This is a genomic window from Bacillus sp. ISL-57, assembly GCF_018613135.1.
Lineage (GTDB): Bacteria > Bacillota > Bacilli > Bacillales > DSM-1321 > Peribacillus > Peribacillus frigoritolerans.
This window is the reverse complement of the sequence record NZ_JAGGQV010000007.1, coordinates 160344-179432: the sequence shown is the minus strand read 5'-3', so window position 1 is coordinate 179432 and position 19089 is coordinate 160344. Positions and strand designations below refer to the sequence as shown.

18 protein-coding genes are annotated in these 19089 nt (G+C 40.2%); 14 read left to right on the top strand and 4 right to left on the bottom strand.

The genetic code is table 11. The features are described 5' to 3' along the window. The first annotated feature begins 13 nt into the window (after positions 1–13). From J7I90_RS12215 to J7I90_RS12180, 8 genes are all read left to right on the top strand, one after another. Complete coding sequence (locus tag J7I90_RS12215; RefSeq protein WP_214771940.1) at positions 14–988, top strand: hydroxyacid dehydrogenase; 975 nt, start codon at positions 14–16, stop codon at positions 986–988. Positions 989–1041: 53 nt separating this feature from the next. Further along, positions 1042–1263, top strand: coding sequence for a DUF3311 domain-containing protein (locus J7I90_RS12210; RefSeq protein ID WP_396020130.1), 222 nt, complete (start codon positions 1042–1044; stop codon positions 1261–1263). Beyond that, positions 1263–2759, top strand: coding sequence for a sodium:solute symporter family protein (locus J7I90_RS12205; RefSeq protein WP_214771939.1), 1497 nt, complete (start codon positions 1263–1265; stop codon positions 2757–2759). Before J7I90_RS12210 ends, J7I90_RS12205 begins: the two co-directional genes overlap by 1 nt. A gap of 79 nt (positions 2760–2838) precedes the next feature. After that, positions 2839–4503 (top strand): thiamine pyrophosphate-dependent enzyme, encoded by a 1665-nt coding sequence (locus tag J7I90_RS12200; RefSeq protein WP_214771938.1) that lies wholly within the window; start codon positions 2839–2841, stop codon positions 4501–4503. A 55-nt stretch (positions 4504–4558) separates the two neighbouring features. After that, on the top strand, positions 4559–5740 hold the full coding sequence (locus tag J7I90_RS12195) for a Glu/Leu/Phe/Val family dehydrogenase (RefSeq protein ID WP_214771937.1): 1182 nt from the start codon (positions 4559–4561) through the stop codon (positions 5738–5740). 58 nt (positions 5741–5798) lie between these two features. Then, complete coding sequence (locus J7I90_RS12190; protein ID WP_054400315.1) at positions 5799–7229, top strand: amino acid permease; 1431 nt, start codon at positions 5799–5801, stop codon at positions 7227–7229. 116 nt (positions 7230–7345) lie between these two features. Then, a complete protein-coding gene (locus J7I90_RS12185) occupies positions 7346–8788 on the top strand; it encodes an aldehyde dehydrogenase family protein (protein ID WP_214771936.1) in 1443 nt (480 codons plus the stop codon). 64 nt (positions 8789–8852) lie between these two features. After that, positions 8853–9884 carry an aromatic ring-hydroxylating oxygenase subunit alpha gene (locus tag J7I90_RS12180; RefSeq protein WP_214771935.1) on the top strand — a complete coding sequence of 344 codons (1032 nt, stop codon included), beginning with the start codon at positions 8853–8855 and terminating at the stop codon, positions 9882–9884. Positions 9885–10063: 179 nt separating this feature from the next. On the opposite strand, the gene J7I90_RS12175 is transcribed toward J7I90_RS12180, so the two are convergent. Next, positions 10064–10510 (bottom strand): DUF5392 family protein, encoded by a 447-nt coding sequence (locus J7I90_RS12175; RefSeq protein WP_214771934.1) that lies wholly within the window; start codon positions 10508–10510, stop codon positions 10064–10066. Positions 10511–10991: 481 nt separating this feature from the next. Here J7I90_RS12175 and J7I90_RS12170 point away from each other — a divergent pair, with 481 nt between their 5' ends. After that, on the top strand, positions 10992–11372 hold the full coding sequence (locus J7I90_RS12170; protein WP_214771933.1) for a hypothetical protein: 381 nt from the start codon (positions 10992–10994) through the stop codon (positions 11370–11372). Further along, positions 11362–11832, top strand: coding sequence for an endolytic transglycosylase MltG (locus J7I90_RS12165; RefSeq protein WP_214771932.1), 471 nt, complete (start codon positions 11362–11364; stop codon positions 11830–11832). Before J7I90_RS12170 ends, J7I90_RS12165 begins: the two co-directional genes overlap by 11 nt. 218 nt (positions 11833–12050) lie before the next feature. On the opposite strand, the gene J7I90_RS12160 is transcribed toward J7I90_RS12165, so the two are convergent. From J7I90_RS12160 to J7I90_RS12150, 3 genes are all read right to left on the bottom strand, one after another. Continuing rightward, complete coding sequence (locus J7I90_RS12160; RefSeq protein ID WP_214771931.1) at positions 12051–12626, bottom strand: DUF2238 domain-containing protein; 576 nt, start codon at positions 12624–12626, stop codon at positions 12051–12053. Between the two features lie 20 nt (positions 12627–12646). After that, positions 12647–13222, bottom strand: coding sequence for a DUF2238 domain-containing protein (locus J7I90_RS12155; protein ID WP_311381002.1), 576 nt, complete (start codon positions 13220–13222; stop codon positions 12647–12649). Positions 13223–13338: 116 nt separating this feature from the next. Further along, positions 13339–14454 carry a GerAB/ArcD/ProY family transporter gene (locus J7I90_RS12150; protein ID WP_214771928.1) on the bottom strand — a complete coding sequence of 372 codons (1116 nt, stop codon included), beginning with the start codon at positions 14452–14454 and terminating at the stop codon, positions 13339–13341. Between the two features lie 531 nt (positions 14455–14985). Between J7I90_RS12150 and J7I90_RS12145 the strand changes: the two genes are divergently transcribed. The 4 genes from J7I90_RS12145 to J7I90_RS12130 all read left to right on the top strand — a co-directional run bounded on the left by J7I90_RS12145 (position 14986) and on the right by J7I90_RS12130 (position 19089). Then, positions 14986–15339: a GNAT family N-acetyltransferase gene (locus J7I90_RS12145; RefSeq protein WP_214771926.1), complete on the top strand. Its 354-nt coding sequence runs from the start codon at positions 14986–14988 to the stop codon at positions 15337–15339. A 697-nt stretch (positions 15340–16036) separates the two neighbouring features. Next, entirely contained in the window at positions 16037–17635 is a 1599-nt protein-coding gene (locus J7I90_RS12140; RefSeq protein ID WP_396020133.1) for a spore germination protein, read from the top strand. 26 nt (positions 17636–17661) lie between these two features. Beyond that, positions 17662–18849, top strand: a complete 1188-nt coding sequence (locus tag J7I90_RS12135; protein WP_214771922.1) for a Ger(x)C family spore germination protein — start codon at positions 17662–17664, stop codon at positions 18847–18849. Between the two features lie 6 nt (positions 18850–18855). Further along, on the top strand, positions 18856–19089 hold the full coding sequence (locus J7I90_RS12130) for a hypothetical protein (protein WP_214771920.1): 234 nt from the start codon (positions 18856–18858) through the stop codon (positions 19087–19089).

Below are 19089 nucleotides of genomic sequence, written 5' to 3'. Positions count from 1 at the left end.
GGGTGGTGGCAATGTGAGTCATTTAGTGTATATTCCTCAAGATATTGAGGAAGAGGGGAAACGTTTTTTAGTAGAAAAAGGCTTTAAGATTAAAGTAGGGTCTGATCTGTCGCAAAAAATTCTTATTGAAGAAATCAAAGGCTGTGATGCAGTACTGACGAGATCGACGGCTGTAATAAATAGAGAAGTTATTACAGCAGCTGAAAACCTCAAAGTAATAGCTAAGTATGGAGTGGGCTTGGACAATATCGATATCGAAGCCGCTACAGAGCGTGGCATATATGTAACAAATACCCCAGAGGCTAATGCGAATTCTGTAGCTGAACATGTAATGGCATTAATTTTAGCATTGTCGAAAAACTTAAGCTTGGCTGATAAAGAGCTGCGCAGCGGCAATTTTGCTATCCGTAATCAACTTTTTGGCATGGACTTGGAAGGCAAGACTTTGGGGATTATCGGACTGGGGAGAATCGGCAGAATACTGGCAAAAAAGGCTTCCGAAGGCTTCGATATGAAAGTGATTGGCTACGACCCTTATGTTACAGCCAGACCGAATTCTGAGCTGGAGATAGCAACAGATTTAGAATGGGTATTCAGGAACGCTGATGTTATTAGTCTGCATCTGCCGTTAACGAAAACAACAAAAGGAATAATAGGGAGCCGTGAGTTTTCCTGGATGAAAACTTCCTCCTTTTTTGTAAACGCTTCCAGGGGAGGTGTGGTGAAGGAAGCTGATTTAGTAAATGCTTTGCAAGCTGGCGAGATTGCCGGTGCCGGAATAGACGTATTTGAAGTTGAGCCTCCTGATAAATGGAACCCCCTTTTTAAATTGGATAATGTGATTGTCAGTCCTCATAATGCGGCATTGACGAAGGAAGGTTCGATACGCATGGCTGTACATGCAGCCATGCAAGTGGAACAAGTTCTTTCTGGCGTGAAACCGAATTGGGCAGTAAATGAGCCCTTAATTAAAAGGCTGTCCATGTAATCATACAGAAAGATTATCTGTTTTTTCAGAAAACCAGGTTGGGTGGTTCAAGTTTGGCATTTGTTGATAAGGATGGTGAACAAATGAAGAAAATAGTCTATGTGATAAGTGCAATACCGGCACTTGGTTCGCTTTTGGTTATCAATCGAATTGAACCTTATGTTTTAGGGATGCCATTCGTTCTTTTTTGGGCTATTTTATGGGTTTGTCTTACATCAGTGTTTTTGATAATCGCTAATAAACTTGATCCTGCAACCGAGGAGGAAGAAGACTGATGAATGAAGCCCTGCTCGTTATCCTTTTCTTTCTGGTTTTGTGTATATCGTTAGGGCTTCAAGCTCGAAAAGGTAAAAATATGAGTTTGGAACAATGGGCTATTGGCGGAAGAGGTTTCGGCAGCTTATTGCTCTTCTTCTTGATAGCAGGTGAAATGTTTACGACATATACGTTTTTGGGGGCAAGCGGAGGAGCTTATCGATCTGGTATGCCTCCTGCCTTATACGCTTTCAATTGCTTCTATTTTGTAATCGCCTATTGGCTGTTGCCGCCTATTTGGAGATATGCCCAAAAAAATAATGTCATTTCTCAATCTGATTTTTATGACAAAAAATACAACAGTCCGGCTCTAGGTGTTCTTGTGGCGGTAATTAGCGTCATTTCTATTATTCCATATCTGATCATGCAGTTGAAAGGATTAGGAATAATCGTATCGGAAGCCTCCTATGAGTCCATTTCTCCGAATGTGGCTATAGTTGTTGGGGTAATTGCAATCACGATTTATGTAACGGCTTCAGGGATGCATGGAGTGGCGTGGACCGCGGTCATTAAAGATATCATGATTCTGACTGTTGTCGTCTTTATGGGGATTTATTTTCCAATTCATTATTACGGTGGTATACAGCCGATGTTTGAATCAATCGATACAGCAAAACAAGGATTTTTGATTTTCCCGGAACAAGGTTTGAGTATCTCTTGGTTTATATCAGCTACGATCATGACAGCACTGGCATTCTATATGTTTCCTCATATGTTGGCGGGAGTGTTCTCTGCAAAAAGTCCGAAATCACTTCGTTGGAATGCTGGGGTTATGCCAATTTATCAAGTAATCATCATTTTTTCGTTATTTATTGGTTTTTCTGCGATTCTCCAAGTTCCGAATTTACAAGGAGCAGAAGCAGATTTAGCTTTATTTAAAATGGCGAAGATGTCATTTGATCCCTGGTTTGTCGGGGTTATTGGAGCATCAGGGGCAATGGCCGCCCTTATTCCCAGTTCACTCGTGTTGACGGCCACGGCCACGATACTTTCAAAAAATGTATATAAGGTATGGAAGCCAAATACATCGGATGACCAGCTACAAAGATTGAGCAGGATGTTAGTACCTGTCATTTCTATAGTGACTCTATATTTTACGTTCAATGGCGGGGAGTCGATTTTTACGTTGTATCTTATGGCATATAGCTTCATGGCACAGTTGTTTCCAGCATTGTTTTTCAGTCTGTGGAAAAAGAATCCTGTCACGGTTCAAGGGGCATTTGCCGGAATGATCGTTGGAATTCTAATTGTTGTGTACTTGACCACATCAGGTACGACACTTGCTACATTATTTCCATCTCTGCCGCAAGCCATACAAGATCTTGATGTAGGGTTAGCTGTATTATTCATCAACATCGCAGTGACTTTAGGAGTGAGTGCCGTTACAAGAAAAACTTCAATTGGGATGAAAGAAGATAATAAACAGGCTACAGGAATGGAAAAGCTTGTTAAATGACAGTGGGAATCAGTCCAATATTCATATAATCATAGATTAATAGAATAAAAACACGTTTTTGAAAGCGGGAGGCTTGATTATGAAAGTCAGTGGAGGAAGAGCAGTCGTAGAAGTAATGGCTAAAGAAGGGGTAAAAAAAGCTTTTTGTGTACCAGGTGAAAGTTATCTTAGTGTAATGGATGCACTATACCAACATCCTGAAATAGAACTTATTTCCGCAAGGCATGAAGGAGGTGCCTCTTTTATGGCGGAAGGGTATGCCAAGGCTTCAGGAGAGGTGGGAGTCTGTATGGCAACGCGTGCAGTGGGTGCTACAAACTTAGCTATCGGCATTCATACTGCTGCTCAGGATTCAACCCCTTTGGTTGCGCTTATTGGCCAAGTCGAACGCCCTTTTAAAGAAAAGGAAGCATTCCAGGAAGTGAATTTGACGGGTTTTTTCAGTCATTTATGTAAATGGACGGTAGAGATCGATCGTGTGGAAAGAATCCCGGAATTATTGCAACGTGCTTTCCATATTGCGAGATCCGGGCGTCCGGGCCCTGTATTAGTGGCTTTGCCGCATGACATGTTGGAAGACGAGGCAGAGTTGAACATATTCACTTCATATCGTTCGCTTCCTCCTCAACCACATATGGAAGATGTGAAGCAGGCGAGGGATATGATACGAAACGCGGAGCGCCCCGTATTGATTGCTGGCGGAGGTGTGATTCATTCTAAGGCCAATAGGTTGCTTGTACAGTTTGTGGAGGCAATGAAACTTCCTGTCGTTACAGCTTTCCGTCGTTTTGACGCGTTTCCGAACTCACATCCTTGCTATGCAGGATGGCTTGGATTTGGGACACCCCAATATTTACTTGATGCAATCCGGGAGGCAGATGTAGTTTTGGCATTAGGGACACGATTCTCTCAAGTAGGAACACAAGATTACACCTTGCTTTCTAAAAATTCAAAGCTGATTCATGTGGATATTTGTCCCGATATTTTTGGTAAAGTGTATGCTCCTTCGCTTGCCATAGAAGCGGATGCCAGGAGCTTTTTGGAACAAGCACTGCAAGCGCCAGAATCAGGATCTTTTATTTCAGGCGAAGATCATCTTAAAGAATTGCACGATAAATATATTGAATTTTCTGAACCGAAGTTCGATTACACAGAAGATTTCGTGGATATGGACGGATTGATGCATGATCTGGCTGTCTGTCTGCCGAAGGATACCATCATTACAAATGATGCAGGCAACTTTTTTGGATGGCTATCAAGATATTATCGTTTTGAACAAGAAAACACATACGTGGGGCCAACGTCGGGTGCAATGGGATATGGACTGCCTGCTGCTATTGGGGCAAAACTGGCGCAGCCTCACAAACAGGTTGTTTCTATTTCAGGAGATGGCGGCTTCATGATGACTCTCCAAGAGATTGAAACCGCTGTAAGGTATAAAATTCCGACCATATCAATTGTTGTGAACAACAATATTTACGGAACAATTCGAGCACATCAAGAAAAGCATTTTCCAAACCGGGCCGTTGGAACTGACTTATCTAATCCTGATTTTGCCGGATTGGCCCGCTTATTTGGGGCGCATGGTGAAAAGGTTGAAAAAAATATTGATTTTGCGCCAGCGCTGCAACGGGCGATTGCATCAGGGCTGCCGGCTGTAATAGAAGTTGCAGTAAATCCAAAGATTCTAACTGTAGGCCAGGATAAGAAGGAAGTACACGAAAAGCTAGTGTCTAACAATTAACATTGGAAGTTGGCGGGACCCAATAAAAAAAAGGCATGCAAGGGAGGTATCATAGTTGTTAAAACCATATATAGTTGTTGAATGGAATGATACGGAAACAGATGCTAAAGGCTGGCTGGTCGTCCATAACTTTGTAAAAGGATACACAGGCGGCGGTACAAGAATGCACCCAACGGTTACAAGAGAAGAGGTCGAAAGGCTGGCCGAGGCGATGGCTTATAAGTATGTAGCCTGTGAGTCTGAGACGACTGGCGGTTGTAAAGCGGGCATTGCCTATGATTATAAAGCGCCAGACGCATATGCAGTGTTAAGAAGATTTCTGATTGCGATGATGCCTTATATAGATATAGGGGTATCGTTAGGCAGTGATTTAGGTACCAAATATGAAGATGTACTCAAAATATTTAATGAATTTGGCATTGATATCCCCCTAACGAAATCAATGAAGCAGAATCCGAATGTTCTGCAAGGGATAAAAGATTTCGATGAACTGTTGACGACAAAAATCGACGGGTTGTTTTTAAACGATGTCGTAACAGGCTATGGTGTGGCATTTTCCGCAGATGAGGCATGGAAATTTAAAGGCGGAAAAGCCGGAGCGAGAGTCGTCATTCAAGGGTTCGGCTGTGTAGGCGCAAGCTGTGCATTGAAAATGACCCAGTTAGGTTATAAAGTTGTGGGAATTTCCGATGCAGCCCTTTTGGTTACATGTGAAGAAGGATTGAATGTCCAAAAGCTTATTGATCATAAAAATATGTACGGAGAAATGGATAAGGCCTTTTTTGAACCGAGTTATGATGTAAGGCCAAACACGGAATGGCTCGACATTGATTGCGACATTTTAATTCCGTCCGCACTGGAGGATGTCATCCACATATCTAATGCTAAAAGCGTAAAAGCGAGTTTGATTGTGGAGGCGGCAAACATTCCCCTTTCTCCTGAGGGAGACGAGATCATAAAACAAAGAGGTATTGATGTTGTCAATGATTTCGTTGCCAACCTGGGGGCGATAAGGTTTTATGATGCGGTGATTTTCGGACTAGTTAAACCAAATCCACAAGCTGTCGTTGATGATATTGAAAGACTATGCAGGAAAAATACGTATCATTTGTTTAAAAAAGCTAAATACGAAAATAAATATCAAAGAGAAGTAGCTTATGAAATATTTAAACCGACAATCAGCGACTTGCCGGAATATGAAGAGCCATCCGAAGCGTTATCGGGGAACTCTCGTTAACTAATGTTAACCATAAAGGTGCTTAGGCAGTTTATCGATCAGAAAAGGGGGGGAATTCATGCAAACAGAAGATGAAAATCAGCCAAAAGAATTACAGCGTTCAATGAAGAGTAGACATTTATTCATGCTCTCCTTAGGTGGGGTAATTGGAACAGGTCTTTTCCTGGGATCAGGATATGCAATCGGTGAAGCTGGTCCCTCAGGAGCGATTGTCGCCTATTTGGTCGGTGGTTTATTAATGTACTTGGCGATGATTTGTCTCGGTGAATTATCGGTAGTGATGCCGGTGTCTGGTTCCTTTCAGGTCCATGCAACGAAATTTATTGGACCCGCCACTGGTTTTGTCATTGGCTGGGTTTACTGGCTGAGCTGGGCACTTTACGTAGGATTGGAATTTGTAGCGGCCGGTTTGCTCATGACCAGATGGTTTCCCGATATACCAGTATGGATATGGTGTGTGATATTTACAGTACTTTTATTCACTATAAATGCATTGACTACGCGAAGTTTTGCAGAGACAGAGTATTGGTTCTCCGGTATTAAAGTGCTTGCCGTCATTCTTTTCATAATTATCGGTGCAGCAGCGATGTTTGGATTGATTCATATGGAGGATGCACAACCTGCTCCGTTCTTTTCCAATTTTATAGGTGATGGACTATTTCCTACAGGATTCACGGGTGTGTTCATATCTATGATGACAGTCGTATACGCTTTCCAGGGATCGGAAATCATGGGTGTTGCAGCAGGTGAGACGGAAAACCCGCAACAAAGCATTCCGAGAGCGATTCGAAACATTGTAATACGTGTACTGCTTTTCTATGTACTGGCAATCTTTGTTCTATCGGCCATCGTTCCTTGGCAAGAAGTCGGTGTACTGGAAAGCCCATTTGTTACCGTGTTTGAAATGGTAGGCATTCCTTATGCAGCTGACATTATGAATTTCGTAATTTTGACGGCGGTCCTCTCTGTAGGAAACACGGGTCTGTTTGCTTGTACCAGGATCCTTTTCTCCCTTTCTCAAAACGGTATGGCGCATTCTGCATTTGGAAAGCTCAATCGGCGCGGTGTACCTATGAACGCCTTACTAGTCACCATGGTCTTTGCCTTACTGTCGCTGCTTACTAGTGTAGTAGCGGAAGAAACGTTATTCGTTGTGCTGCTTTCCATAAGCGGGGTTGGAGGGGTGCTTACTTGGATGGCGATTGCTTTCGCACAGTACAGATTCCGGAAGCAGTATATCAGAGCAGGCGGAAAGGTTGAAAATCTGAAGTTTAGAGTGCCTTTCTTCCCGTTTGCCCCGATTCTCTGCATCATTATGTGTCTAGGTATTTTCGTGTTCACCGCTTATGATCCGACACAGCGAACTTCGTTGTATTGGGGATTGGGTTTCGTTGTTGCTTGCTATATATTTTACTACTTCAGATATGCGCGAAGGAACGTCGAGGTGCCAGCCTTAACAAATGAACAGACCAATGATTTTATTCAATAGTGATTATTATATGCAAGTTATAAGAAAACGGTCGTTTAAGATTCATGTAGAAGTTTGCAGTTAAAAGCAAACCTATAAATTAGAGAAGTAGAATAATAGAATACGGAGGAAATAGTATGCGTTACTTAAATTATATTAATGGAAAATGGAAAGAACCCACTACAGGGGAGTATAGAGAAAATCTTAGTCCCCATGATGGTGAAAATTTAGGGGAATTTCCATCAAGTGCTGCGGCTGATTTACATGATGCAGTGGCAGCCGCAAAAAATTCATATCCTGACTGGAAAAATTTGTCGTTTCAGCAACGGGCTTCATATTTGCAAAAAGCAGCTGATATTTTGAAAAGGAATATGCCGGAAGTAGGTCAAGATTTGATACAGGAAGAAGGGAAAACATTCTTGGAAGGGATGGGGGAAGCCAATCGGGCTGCCAGCATACTTGAATATTATGCTGCTGAAGCTCGGCAGCCACTCGGGGAAGTAATTCCTTCAGCCAATGCCAATACATTTTTATATACTACCCGTACCCCGCTCGGTCCGGTGGGTTTGATTACACCGTGGAACTTTCCTATCGCCATCCCTGTATGGAAATTGGCGCCGGCCCTGATTTACGGGAATACAGTCGTGATTAAACCGGCTGATCTTACACCTAAGTCTGTCCATCATGTGCTAAAAGCATTTGATGAAGCGGGTCTTCCGCCCGGTGTCATCAATTGTGTATTCGGAAGGGGTTCCGTCATTGGCGCTGCATTAGTGGAACATCCTGATGTGAAGGCTATATCTTTTACAGGCTCGAATCAAGTAGGTCAGCAAATTCAAAAACTAGCCATTGAACATGGTAAGAAAGTGCAAGTGGAAATGGGAGGTAAAAACCCGCTCGTCGTCCTTGCAGATGCTGATCTTGAAAAAGCAGTGGAAATAGCCATTGGCGGAGCTTTTAAATCCACAGGGCAAAAGTGCACAGCCACTAGCCGTGTGATTGTGGAGGAAGGAATTTATGAAGGATTCCGGGATCTTCTGGTGGCTCGTACGAAAGAATTAAAAATGGGCAACCCGCTCAACGAAGAAACATATATAGGTCCGGCTGTATCTAAATCACAACGCGATGGAGTGCTTGAAATGATCGATGTTGGGAAATCAGAAGCTACACTTTTGTGCGGAGGAGAGATCCCGGCAGAAGCGGAATTGGCAAATGGTTTTTACGTCAAGCCGGCAATCTTTGAAAATGTTCCTCAACATGCCCGCATTGCGCGTGAAGAAATCTTTGGACCAGTCATTGCCCTTTTTAAGGCCGGAAATTATGAGGAAGCAGTTAAGATGGCGAATGATACAGAGTATGGATTGAGCGCAGCCATTTGTACGAATAATTTAACTTCGGCTCAACGGTTTATTGAAGATGTTGAAGTGGGCCTTGTTCATGTCAATTCGGAAACTGCAGGAACCGAACCGCAAATGCCATTTGGCGGATGTAAAAATTCAAGTGCGGGCAGCCGTGAACAAGGGAAAAGTGCCGTTGAATTCTATACAGAAGTCAAGACAGTCTATATGGATCGGATATAACTAAAATTAAACTAAAGCGTTTTTAAACTTTTAACTTAGATCAAAAACAGGAGGGGATTTCAATATGTCCACGAAAGAAAATGTACAGTTCAGCCCTACACTGCCTTATTCACGGTATGTCGATCCAGAGGTATTCAATGAAGAAAGTAAAAAGATCTTCAGAAAGAGTTGGATTTTGGCGGGGCATGCAAGCCAAGTGGAAAAGGTAGGCGATTTCATGACATTGGATATCGCCGGAGAGCCTATTATCGTTTCTCACGGGACCGATGGTGAACTGCGTGCTTTCTACAATATTTGCCCTCATCGCGGAATGAAAGTAGAAAACGCCGATAAAGGAAATAAGAAAATTTTGCAATGCGGATACCATGGATGGACGTTCAAATTAGACGGAAGTGTAAATAGAGCCCCTAATTTTAAAACGAATGAACTGGGGGTACACAGCTGTATGAAATCCATTCGCTTAGAAGTTCAGAATGCCATGATTTTTGTCAATCTTGACAAAAATGCACCCTCTATGGCAGAAGCATATCGGGAATTTTTAGAGGAAATGAAAGAGTATCCATTCTTTGATTCTCTGAAACTAGTTAGGGAAACCCGCCGTGTAGTAAAAGCTAATTGGAAGGCCGTTGTTGACAATTACCTGGAATGTGATCATTGTTCCATTGCTCATCCTGGCTTTGCTAAATCCTTTGATTTAGCAAACTTTTGCACAACGACACATGACAAATTCACCTATCAATATATGACAGCAAGCAAAAATGGCGAAGGGGACCAAGCGCGTTTTTATTGGGTTTGGCCAAATATGATGATTAACGTTTATCCAGGAGATGGAAACGTGAATACCATTCAAGTAATTCCGGTTGATGCTGTGACGTCGTTAGGTATTTATCGGGATTATTCCTTAGATGAAAAAACAACCATAGAAAAAGAAGAATATTTTAAATTTGTTGATCAAGTACGGCAGGAAGATTTTGATCTAGTGGAAAAACTGCAAAAAGGATTAAGTACCGAGGCATTTACAAATGGAATCTTTTCTCCAACAGAACATGCTGCAGTCTATTTTCATGAACTCATTGAAAACAAGCTCCAGGACTAACCACTGAGCTCGAAATTGGAATGCACTTAAAAATGGCGTTCATGGAGAATTTGCAAATCAAAAAACCTAAGCAACCAACCAGTATGATTCGGCAGTTTACCGGTGCATACTGGTTGAGTTGTTTTTTTTGTGTTGCCTTTTTCCCTTATTTGTTATGGAATTTGCAAACTTCTTTTTATTTATTCGGGGTGGGAGGAATTGTTCTTCCTTTGTTGTTCTTCAGCAAGAAAGTCAAAAAAAACATTCATGGCGGTAAGCGGATACTCATTTACCCGTTTAAAGTAATTGTTTTTTCTGGCATCTGTTAAATAGTTGCTTTTATTGATTCTATCCAACATATATTTTTGACTCATTTTAACTATTTCTCTTTGGTTGTGTTTGTTTTCTTTTAATAAGGCAAATCCTACAGCTCCCACCAATGCATAGATTCCAAGTGCGATTTTCGAGATGGGCAAAGAGTCGTTCTTAAATAAAAGAAAAAAAAGATTAATGATGGAAAAGCCTATCATCACCGTTGAAAAAAAACCGTATTTCATATTTTTCTTCAACAAGGGGGACAACTTTAATTGAAGTTGTTCGATTTCGTCTTGCATGAAACCCGGTATATTGCTTATTTTGATCTTCATTGCTTCCTCCTTATTATCTTGCACCAATAAATGGCACTGAAAAAATCGTACCTATTAATGAAATAGGAAAAGGAACCTATATATATCTTATCGTTTGGAAACATGTTTGTCATTTAATATACCCTTGGACCTTTTTGAGGGAAAAGTAAACGCAGTGATATATGTGGATGATCAATGGAATGCCCTGTTATATGTGTTGAAAAAAATTGTCGCAGTATGAGGAGGCGAAATAAAGATCATTCACCTTAATATACCAATAATGGTATGAATGCTGAATGGGTTATGGTAAAATGGTCCTGAAATGGAAGATTTATTTTTAGTTTTTTCATTATTAATAGTTATGGATGACCTTCCCACGCCTTTTTTTGTCATAAATACGTGACTATTGTGGTATTTAGTACTTTTAAATCGAGTTTTGGAACAAATCAATATATAATTAGAAAGCGAGATATTAGATTCAAAGATTAAGGAGGGACATAGAATGATGGAATGGGCTCTGATCATTTTGTTCGCTGCAGCAGTATTACTGTTCATTTTATCGTTTATTAAAAAGGATTCTGTAAAAGTGGACAGTCAATTGGAACAGATTGCCAGCACTTTTGGGGATGAAATGAATGTATTACAGGAAAAAATCAGGAACATCGAGATAGATGCTGAAATTACGGTGCAAGAGGCAGGCATTTTGGGAATGTCTTCCGAAAAGCGAAACATGTTGCGTGAAGTACTCGACCTACATAAGCGGGGCTATTCATTTGAAAGCATCGCACTTAAGACAAAACAGCCGGAAGAAGAAATAGTACGGATGCTTACTCCTTACATGAAAACGACGAATGAAAGGAGAAATGTGGCCAATGACATCTAAATCAATGCGCAGCTTTGCCGGAGGCCTTGTTGTTGCCGCAGGCTTATGCGGTGCAGTGTACTTCTTTGGTCCAGGTGAAGCGACCGGCACGTCTGAGAAACTATCAGAAGATGAAATGAAAGAGTCTCTGGCTTCAGAAGGGTATGTCATACATTCCGAAAAAGAATGGGAAGATCAGATTGCTGAAGCACAGTCGGTTAAAGATAAGGCGGAGGCGGAAAAAGAAACGGTAAAAGAACCAACGGAAAAAATCATATACCGTACAGTTCTTACTGTGTCCAAAGGCTCGACAAGCATCGATGTGGGTAAAACCCTGCAAAAAGCGAAAGTCATCAAAAATGCCAATGAGTTTTCCGACGCGGTTGAAAAGAAAGGCAAGGCCAACGGGTTACGACCTGGAACATATGTGGTGGATAGTACGATGACGACGGAAAAAATAATTTCCATCATATTTAAATGAACATAAAAATGACCCTTGTTAAGATGGTCGTTTCAGAATGTAGCCAGACTCGATTTTCATCGAGTTTGGCTACATTTTTTTTTGCTGGTACAAATTTGGACGTTGATTGGAACGTGGGGCACTCGCTTTCCGAGACCCCGGAGGCGTTTGCGTCGAGGAGGCTTGGCAGACAGTCGGCGGAAAGGGAGCAGGTACCTGAAATCAACTGGAATGTTTTTTTATATTTTTTTTAACTTTACCTTTGTCCGCACTCCAGCCCACACTGCAATGATAAGTCCTCCAATCGTATCCGCGATTAAATCGATCATTGTATCTTTATTTCCCCCGCCTTGTAGTGTCATTCCGAATAATTGATCAGAACTAAATTCGTAGATCTCCCATATGACACCACCAAGTGCCGAGAAAGAAAGGGTAAACAAAATGACGAACCAAGGGGAAATCTCTTTGCCCGCATTTCTGTATACCAATCGTTCATATAAAGCAATTCCCGTAAAAGCAAGAAGGGAACCGCTTAACAAATGCAAAAATGTGTCCCACCAACCCAGTCCATACCAACCTAAAATAGATCCTAAAAATTGTGAACCGAATAAGAAGATCAAATAGGAAATGATAATTGGCAAATTGAATTGAAGCTTGGTAAATAGGGCCAGTGAAAGGGGAAGTGCCCCACATACCACACCGCCTATCGAAACCAGTGATTTGAAAGTTTCATCGGCTGTATAGTAATAAATAGATAAAGCCCCCATGAAAAGTACATACACTAAACTTAATGAAATAACTAGCTTACGATTCATATGATTACCTCAACAAATCATTATAATTTTAATTTTTGTACACTAGAATAAATGGAAATGAGCAAGCCGCCAGTAAGTCCGAAAATCATATCGTACATGGTATCTTTATTACCGCCTCGTTGCATGGTATGAGTAAAAGTGAGATCTCCCACAAATTCATATATTTCCCAAAGAACAGTGGCAGTGACTGAAAGTGAAAGAACAAAAAGGAAAATGACCCACCTAGAAACATCTTTTCCCGCTTTTTGAGGGATGTATAGTTTATAAAGGGCAATCCCCACAAAACCCACGAAGATGCCTTTGTAGAAATGAAGTCCAGAGTCCCACCATTTAAAATCAACATAAAAATTTGCGATGGACCCTAAAAATGAAGTACAGAAAACAAAAACATAATAGCCGATTATGATTGGAATGTTAAAGGGGTTGTTTTTTACAAACAGTAATGAAATGGGCAAGGCACTTACCAATATTCCCCCTAGAGCCACCATCCATCGAGAAGAATCATCTTTTTTGAGGTAAAAGATGAGTAAACCAGTCATGAATGCTATAAATACCAAACTAAAAATAATGATTATTTTATGTTTCAATATACTCACCTCATTCGTAAATATTCATTACGATCATCCAATCGAGCAGATTGAACGGCAAAATTGAATTTTTAGGGTATTTTTATGTTGTTCTTTTTTAAATTCTCCATCTTACTTTAGTATGATCATTGTTGTCTACCAGGGGGCTTTTTAATGATGTTTCTAAATTTAGCTGTTATAAATAATAATAAAGGCAATACCAGACCAAAAGCCGCTACATGGAATAACCATATATGTTTATTGTATTCCCCGGATGAAGAGACCGTCGGAAAAACAATCAATGAATAACAAACCATTATCATCCCTAATGCTGTAGTAAATGGCCGATAATCTTTTATATTGAATATGTTTGAAAATACGACAACAGAAACATAAAAATACATAACCGTCCTCGTATAGGTTGTAAAAATCCAAATAGTGGCAATTGCTGCTTCGATCCGCATTAGGAAATTCCCTACATTTATTTTTTTTGCCATCGTATAGCTTGGAGCGATATTTCTTGCGGTGTTATCGGGTCCAAGAACCAAGATATTCATCATGATAACCAGAATTAATATGATTCCTCCAATCAAAGTGCCAATATAAAAAGCCTTTTCCCCTTTTTTTCTTTCATTGACTTTTGAAGGGAAAATCATTAAAAACATAACAGGGGACAGCGTGAACACGCTGACATAAAAAAGTATCGCCCGTATTAAGGGGTTGGCTCCTCCTTCAAATACTGGCTGAATGTTATGAATGTTTGCTTGAGGAATGATGGAAACCAAAAAAATAGTCAGTAATAGTAATACGGGTATGAAGAATATTTCCAGAGTACGTGTAAAAGTTTCAATACCAAGGTGAACTGTAAAGATCACCACGGCAGCTAACAATATATTTAATGCTACAAGAGGAGTATCCGGCATCCAAAAAGTTTTAATGAAATTCCCCACATAATAAGTGGTCTCTGCAGCAGTTGAAAAAGACCAAAAGAAAAAAGTGAGATTGATCATCTTTCCGACTAACTTACCGAAAACCTTTTCATTTATTTGATCTAAAGCGAGATCAGGATATAAATTTCCAACCCTGATGTAAAACCATACAAAAATTAATGCGATTCCTGTTCCAAATAATGCAGCAAGCCACGCATCTTGCTTTGCAAAACCAGCTAAAGGAGAAGGAGTATGTAAAATAACCGTTCCTACCGAATACAAAAGGATTAAAATCATCAATTGATGTGATGAAATTTTGAAACTACCAGGCATTATTTTTCACCTATTTGTTTGTTCCTTCCTTCTTAATACTCCTTATTTTTGTCTATTCTTGTTCAAGTTATTCACACGGACATAATTGCCTATCTTCAACAATCCAACCCCGTTACATCAATCGGTCGCGAATTTTCTGCCTTTTTACTGATGTAGCTCTACTATACAATCATGGAATTACTGTCCAAGAGAAAGTAATTTAATTCCTTAGTCCCGAACCTAAATGGTTAAGGAACGTATATTGTTTTATCATGGCCTAATTTTTCAAAAATCCGTACTTGTTAGGGACCTTCTCGACTTTCCGGGACGATATTAATAGAACTGAACTTGTACATTTCCTTTGGTATGGCACGATCCTTGCATATGATTTATAGGTATATCTAATATATGGAGAAAGGAAGAGGATATTGAAAAACATTTAAGCTCTAGGTTATCAAGCATATTTGATAGGGCTAAATGTCAGAAAATTAATCCGGAGTCATAAAGGGCAAGGCGAAGCAGTTTAACTTAAAATGTTAGGAGAATATTAGTATGAAAATACCAGTGGAAAATATAGTGGAGTTAACTGTAGAACATCAATTTTTACAGGCTTATCCTATATTGAGTCAGTTACGTAAAGATTTGAGTTTAAAGGAATATCTAGATTTATTAAATGATATGCGTAAGGAGGGTAAACAGTTATTTGCTTTATATCATGATACAAGCATTGTAGCATTAGCAGGTATTAGCTGGCGTGAAGATTCATATAATGAACGCTATGTTTATGTACAAGATTTGGTTACTGATGTAAATCATCGTCCCAGTGGCCTTGGATATAATCTGCTCAGTTATATACATAATTGGGCAAAAGAACAAGGAGCTGAATATATTACGTTGGAAGCTTGAAAGCGGCGCCTTTTCACCCATATTAGGATGGGGAAGAGGACTTATTGGGCGTAGTCTTTTTATCGTACATGTACCGGAAATTAAATGTCGCGACTTCAAGTGTGTTGGGAAAATGGGGACATAATGATTATGAAGTTGAGGTTGGGAAAACCAGGTATTAATTAACTTGGAATGAAGGAAAAAAGTTCTTTACGCCCTAATATAAGCCATCCAAAAATTAGTTGAAAGCTTTTAAAAACTCTGTGGAAATATACAGGGTTTTTTTTGGCCCTAAACCATCCTTTTTTCTGTCAATTTAGTCCAATAATGGATTATGCGAATATTGGCAATCTATGCATTTACTCATAGGCTGCTTTTATACATAACTCCCAATGGATTGATTTAGATTGTGCACCCTGCCGAATTGATTCTAAAAGGCAAATTGTTTCCGAGTGTGAAAAGATGCGGGAAGTGGTTGATAACAATCGTAGATATAAGGGAAAAAGTGAAATTTTGATAAAAGATTATCATGTATATAATGTTTTTTGAACAGCAATTTATTTTACATACATGGATATAATTGCAGCGAAGGTGAAAACCTAATTTTAACAAACTTTTGGTTATGAGGGGGTTAGCATTGAAATCTCGAGTTCCTATCCCATTGAGGAAGTTAATTGAAGTTAAACAATCGGTGAAAAATAAAAAACAACTAGAAGACCTGAATCAAAGCGAAAATCCAAACTCCAGCAAAACCAAAAACCAAAACCAAAATCCAGTTACATCCCAAAACAGAAGTAATGGCTCAAAGAATCATCAAACAAAACTTATATCCCCTGATCTTCAATATAATATAGACCATATTAAGAAAACGTTAGGAAATAGTTCAGACATCGTTATCAGGGATTTCCAAGCAGGTAAAAATGGGGAAATTAAGTTAGGCATCGTTTACACAGATGGATTAACGGATTCTGCTTCCATCCAGGATTTAATCCTCGACACTTTGATGGTTGAAATTCGGAACTCTGACTTGGACGTAGCGGTACCTGATTGTTTTGAATTGATAAAATCACATACTCTTCCTGTAGGGGGAATAGTGGAAATTACAGATTTTCAAAAGCTTTTCAACCATGTTTTATCGGGAGACACGATGTTATTGATGGAAGGCTCCCCAAAAGGATTGGCACTCGGCTCGAGAGGGTGGGTCGATCGCGGAGTTCAAGAACCTTCCTCCCAAACAGTAGTAAGAGGGCCAAAGGATGGATTTACTGAAACGCTGCGAACAAATACTGCCTTAATACGACGGAGAATAAAAGATCCTAACCTTTGGCTTGAAACAAAGCAGATTGGAGAAAAAACGCAAACGGACGTTGCGATTATGTATTTAAAAGGTGTTGCCAATGATAAAACCGTTTCAGAATTGCAAAGCCGGTTAAATCGAATCAATATAGATGCGATTCTTGAGAGTGGATACATTGAAGAGCTTATTCAGGATGAAGTATACACTCCATTTCCGACGGTTTACAATACGGAGCGTCCTGATGCTGTAGCCGCTGCCATTTTAGAAGGAAGGATTGCGATAATGGTTGACGGAACGCCGTTTGTCCTTATCGTTCCGGCTCTGATGGTGCATTTTTTCCAGTCCAGTGAAGACTATTATCAACGGGCAGATATTGCCACATTAATTCGAGTATTACGGTATTTATCCTTTTTCCTTGCTTTGCTGACACCGTCACTGTATGTAGCTGTTTCGACTTTTCATCAGGAAATGCTTCCTACTCCATTACTCATAAGTCTAGCTTCACAACGAGAGGGAGTTCCTTTTCCTGCTTTTGTCGAGGCGATGCTGATGGAGGTAGTGTTTGAAATTTTGCGTGAGGCAGGTGTGAGGATGCCAAGGGCAATCGGTTCATCCATTTCCATCGTTGGTGCATTAGTAATTGGACAGGCTGCTGTGGAAGCAGGGTTCGTTTCAGCAACAATGGTTATCATCGTGTCCTTGACAGCCATCTGCAGCTTTGTGTTTCCAGCCAATAGTATGGCCAGCGCTTTTCGTATGCTTCGATTCTTGTTTATGATCCTTGCCGCTACATTTGGATTATACGGGATCATTTTGGGGCTGATCGTGATGGTCCTGCATTTAAATAGCTTACGATCTTTTGGTTTACCATATTTAGCTCCAAATGCACCATTCATTTTACAAGATCAAAAAGACAACATCATTCGTATGCCACATTGGTCATTATTAAAGCGGCCCCGATTGATCAGTAAAAACGATACAGACAGAGGAGATATCAGTTCTCCGAAACCACCTAGTTAAATTGATGAGATTATGAGGGTTTTTCGATGAAAAAATTGCTAAAGGTATTTTTAATGTTACCTATAATTTGTTTATCAGGCTGTTGGAGCAGCATTGAGTTGAATGAACTTGCCATCGTTACTGCCATGGGAATCGATAAATCGGATAAAGGATATCTTGTAACCGTCCAAGTTCTGAATCCGAGTGAGCTGGCTGGTGATGCCAGGTCTGGACGCACGGAAGTTGTAACCTTCAGGAAAAGCGGTGTAACCATTGCTGAAGCAATAAGAAGCCTATCAACTGATGTACCAAGAAGGTTATATGTCGCACATCTTCGTGAAGTTGTCTTTGGTGAGGAAATGGCCAGGGCAGGAATTGCAAAGCCTCTGGATGTCCTTTCCCGGCAAAAGGAGTTGCGTTCCGATTTCTATATGACCGTTGCGAAGGGTTCAACTGCTTATGATACGCTTAATGTGCAAACGGCCCTTGAAAAAATACCGGCAAATAAAGTGTTTAACTCCTTGGAAAATTCAGAGAAAAGATGGGCGCCGACAAGGACGGTCACTTTGGATGAGCTGGTCAGCAGTATCGTCAGCAAAGGCAGACAGGCCATGCTAACGGGGATTCTAGTTTATGGTGATCCCGAATCCGGAAGCAAGGTTACGAATGCACAAAATATCTCCCCGAAATCCGGTTTGCGATTGGACTATCTTGGAGTATTCAAGAAGGATAAACTTGTCGGCTGGTTAAACAGGAACGATAGTAAAGGTGTTAGTTACGTTACAGATCATGTTAAGTCTACTGCGGTAAATATTCCATGTGAGGGTGAGCAAATTACGGTCAACACGACTAGTTCAAAAACGAAAATCAAGGGGAAAGTGAAAAATGGAAATCCGAAAATTGATATAAATGTCACGTCAGAAGGGAGTATAGGTGAAGTAGAATGCACTATCGATTTATCAAAACCTGAAAAAATTGAAGAATTGAATAAAAGATACGCAAAAAACATTAAGGATAAAATAGAAGGATCGATAAAAACGCTTCAAGAGAAGTATCAAAGTGACATCTTCGGTTTTGGTGAAGAAATTCATAGAACTGATCCCAAAGAATGGAAACGTTTAGAAGGAAATTGGGATCAGGAATTCGCAAATTTGGATGTGAAAGTAACCGTTAATGCAAAGATACGCAATTTAGGCACCATATCAGAATCCTTTCAAAAAGAAATCGAGGAGTAAAGATCAATGTGGGCAATTATTGGAACTGTGTGTACGGGAGCTATTATTTCATTTTTCGAAATACCACCCCTTATTAAAAAGAAGTGCTGGAAGGAAATTGTCATTTTCATTTTATTGCTTTTAGTTGGCATGACGTTGAGTATTTTAATTATCAAGGATGTTACCATTCCCACTCCTATAGATTGGATAACGAAAATATATAGTCCACTCGCTCATTTCTTGGATCGTATTTTATCCTAG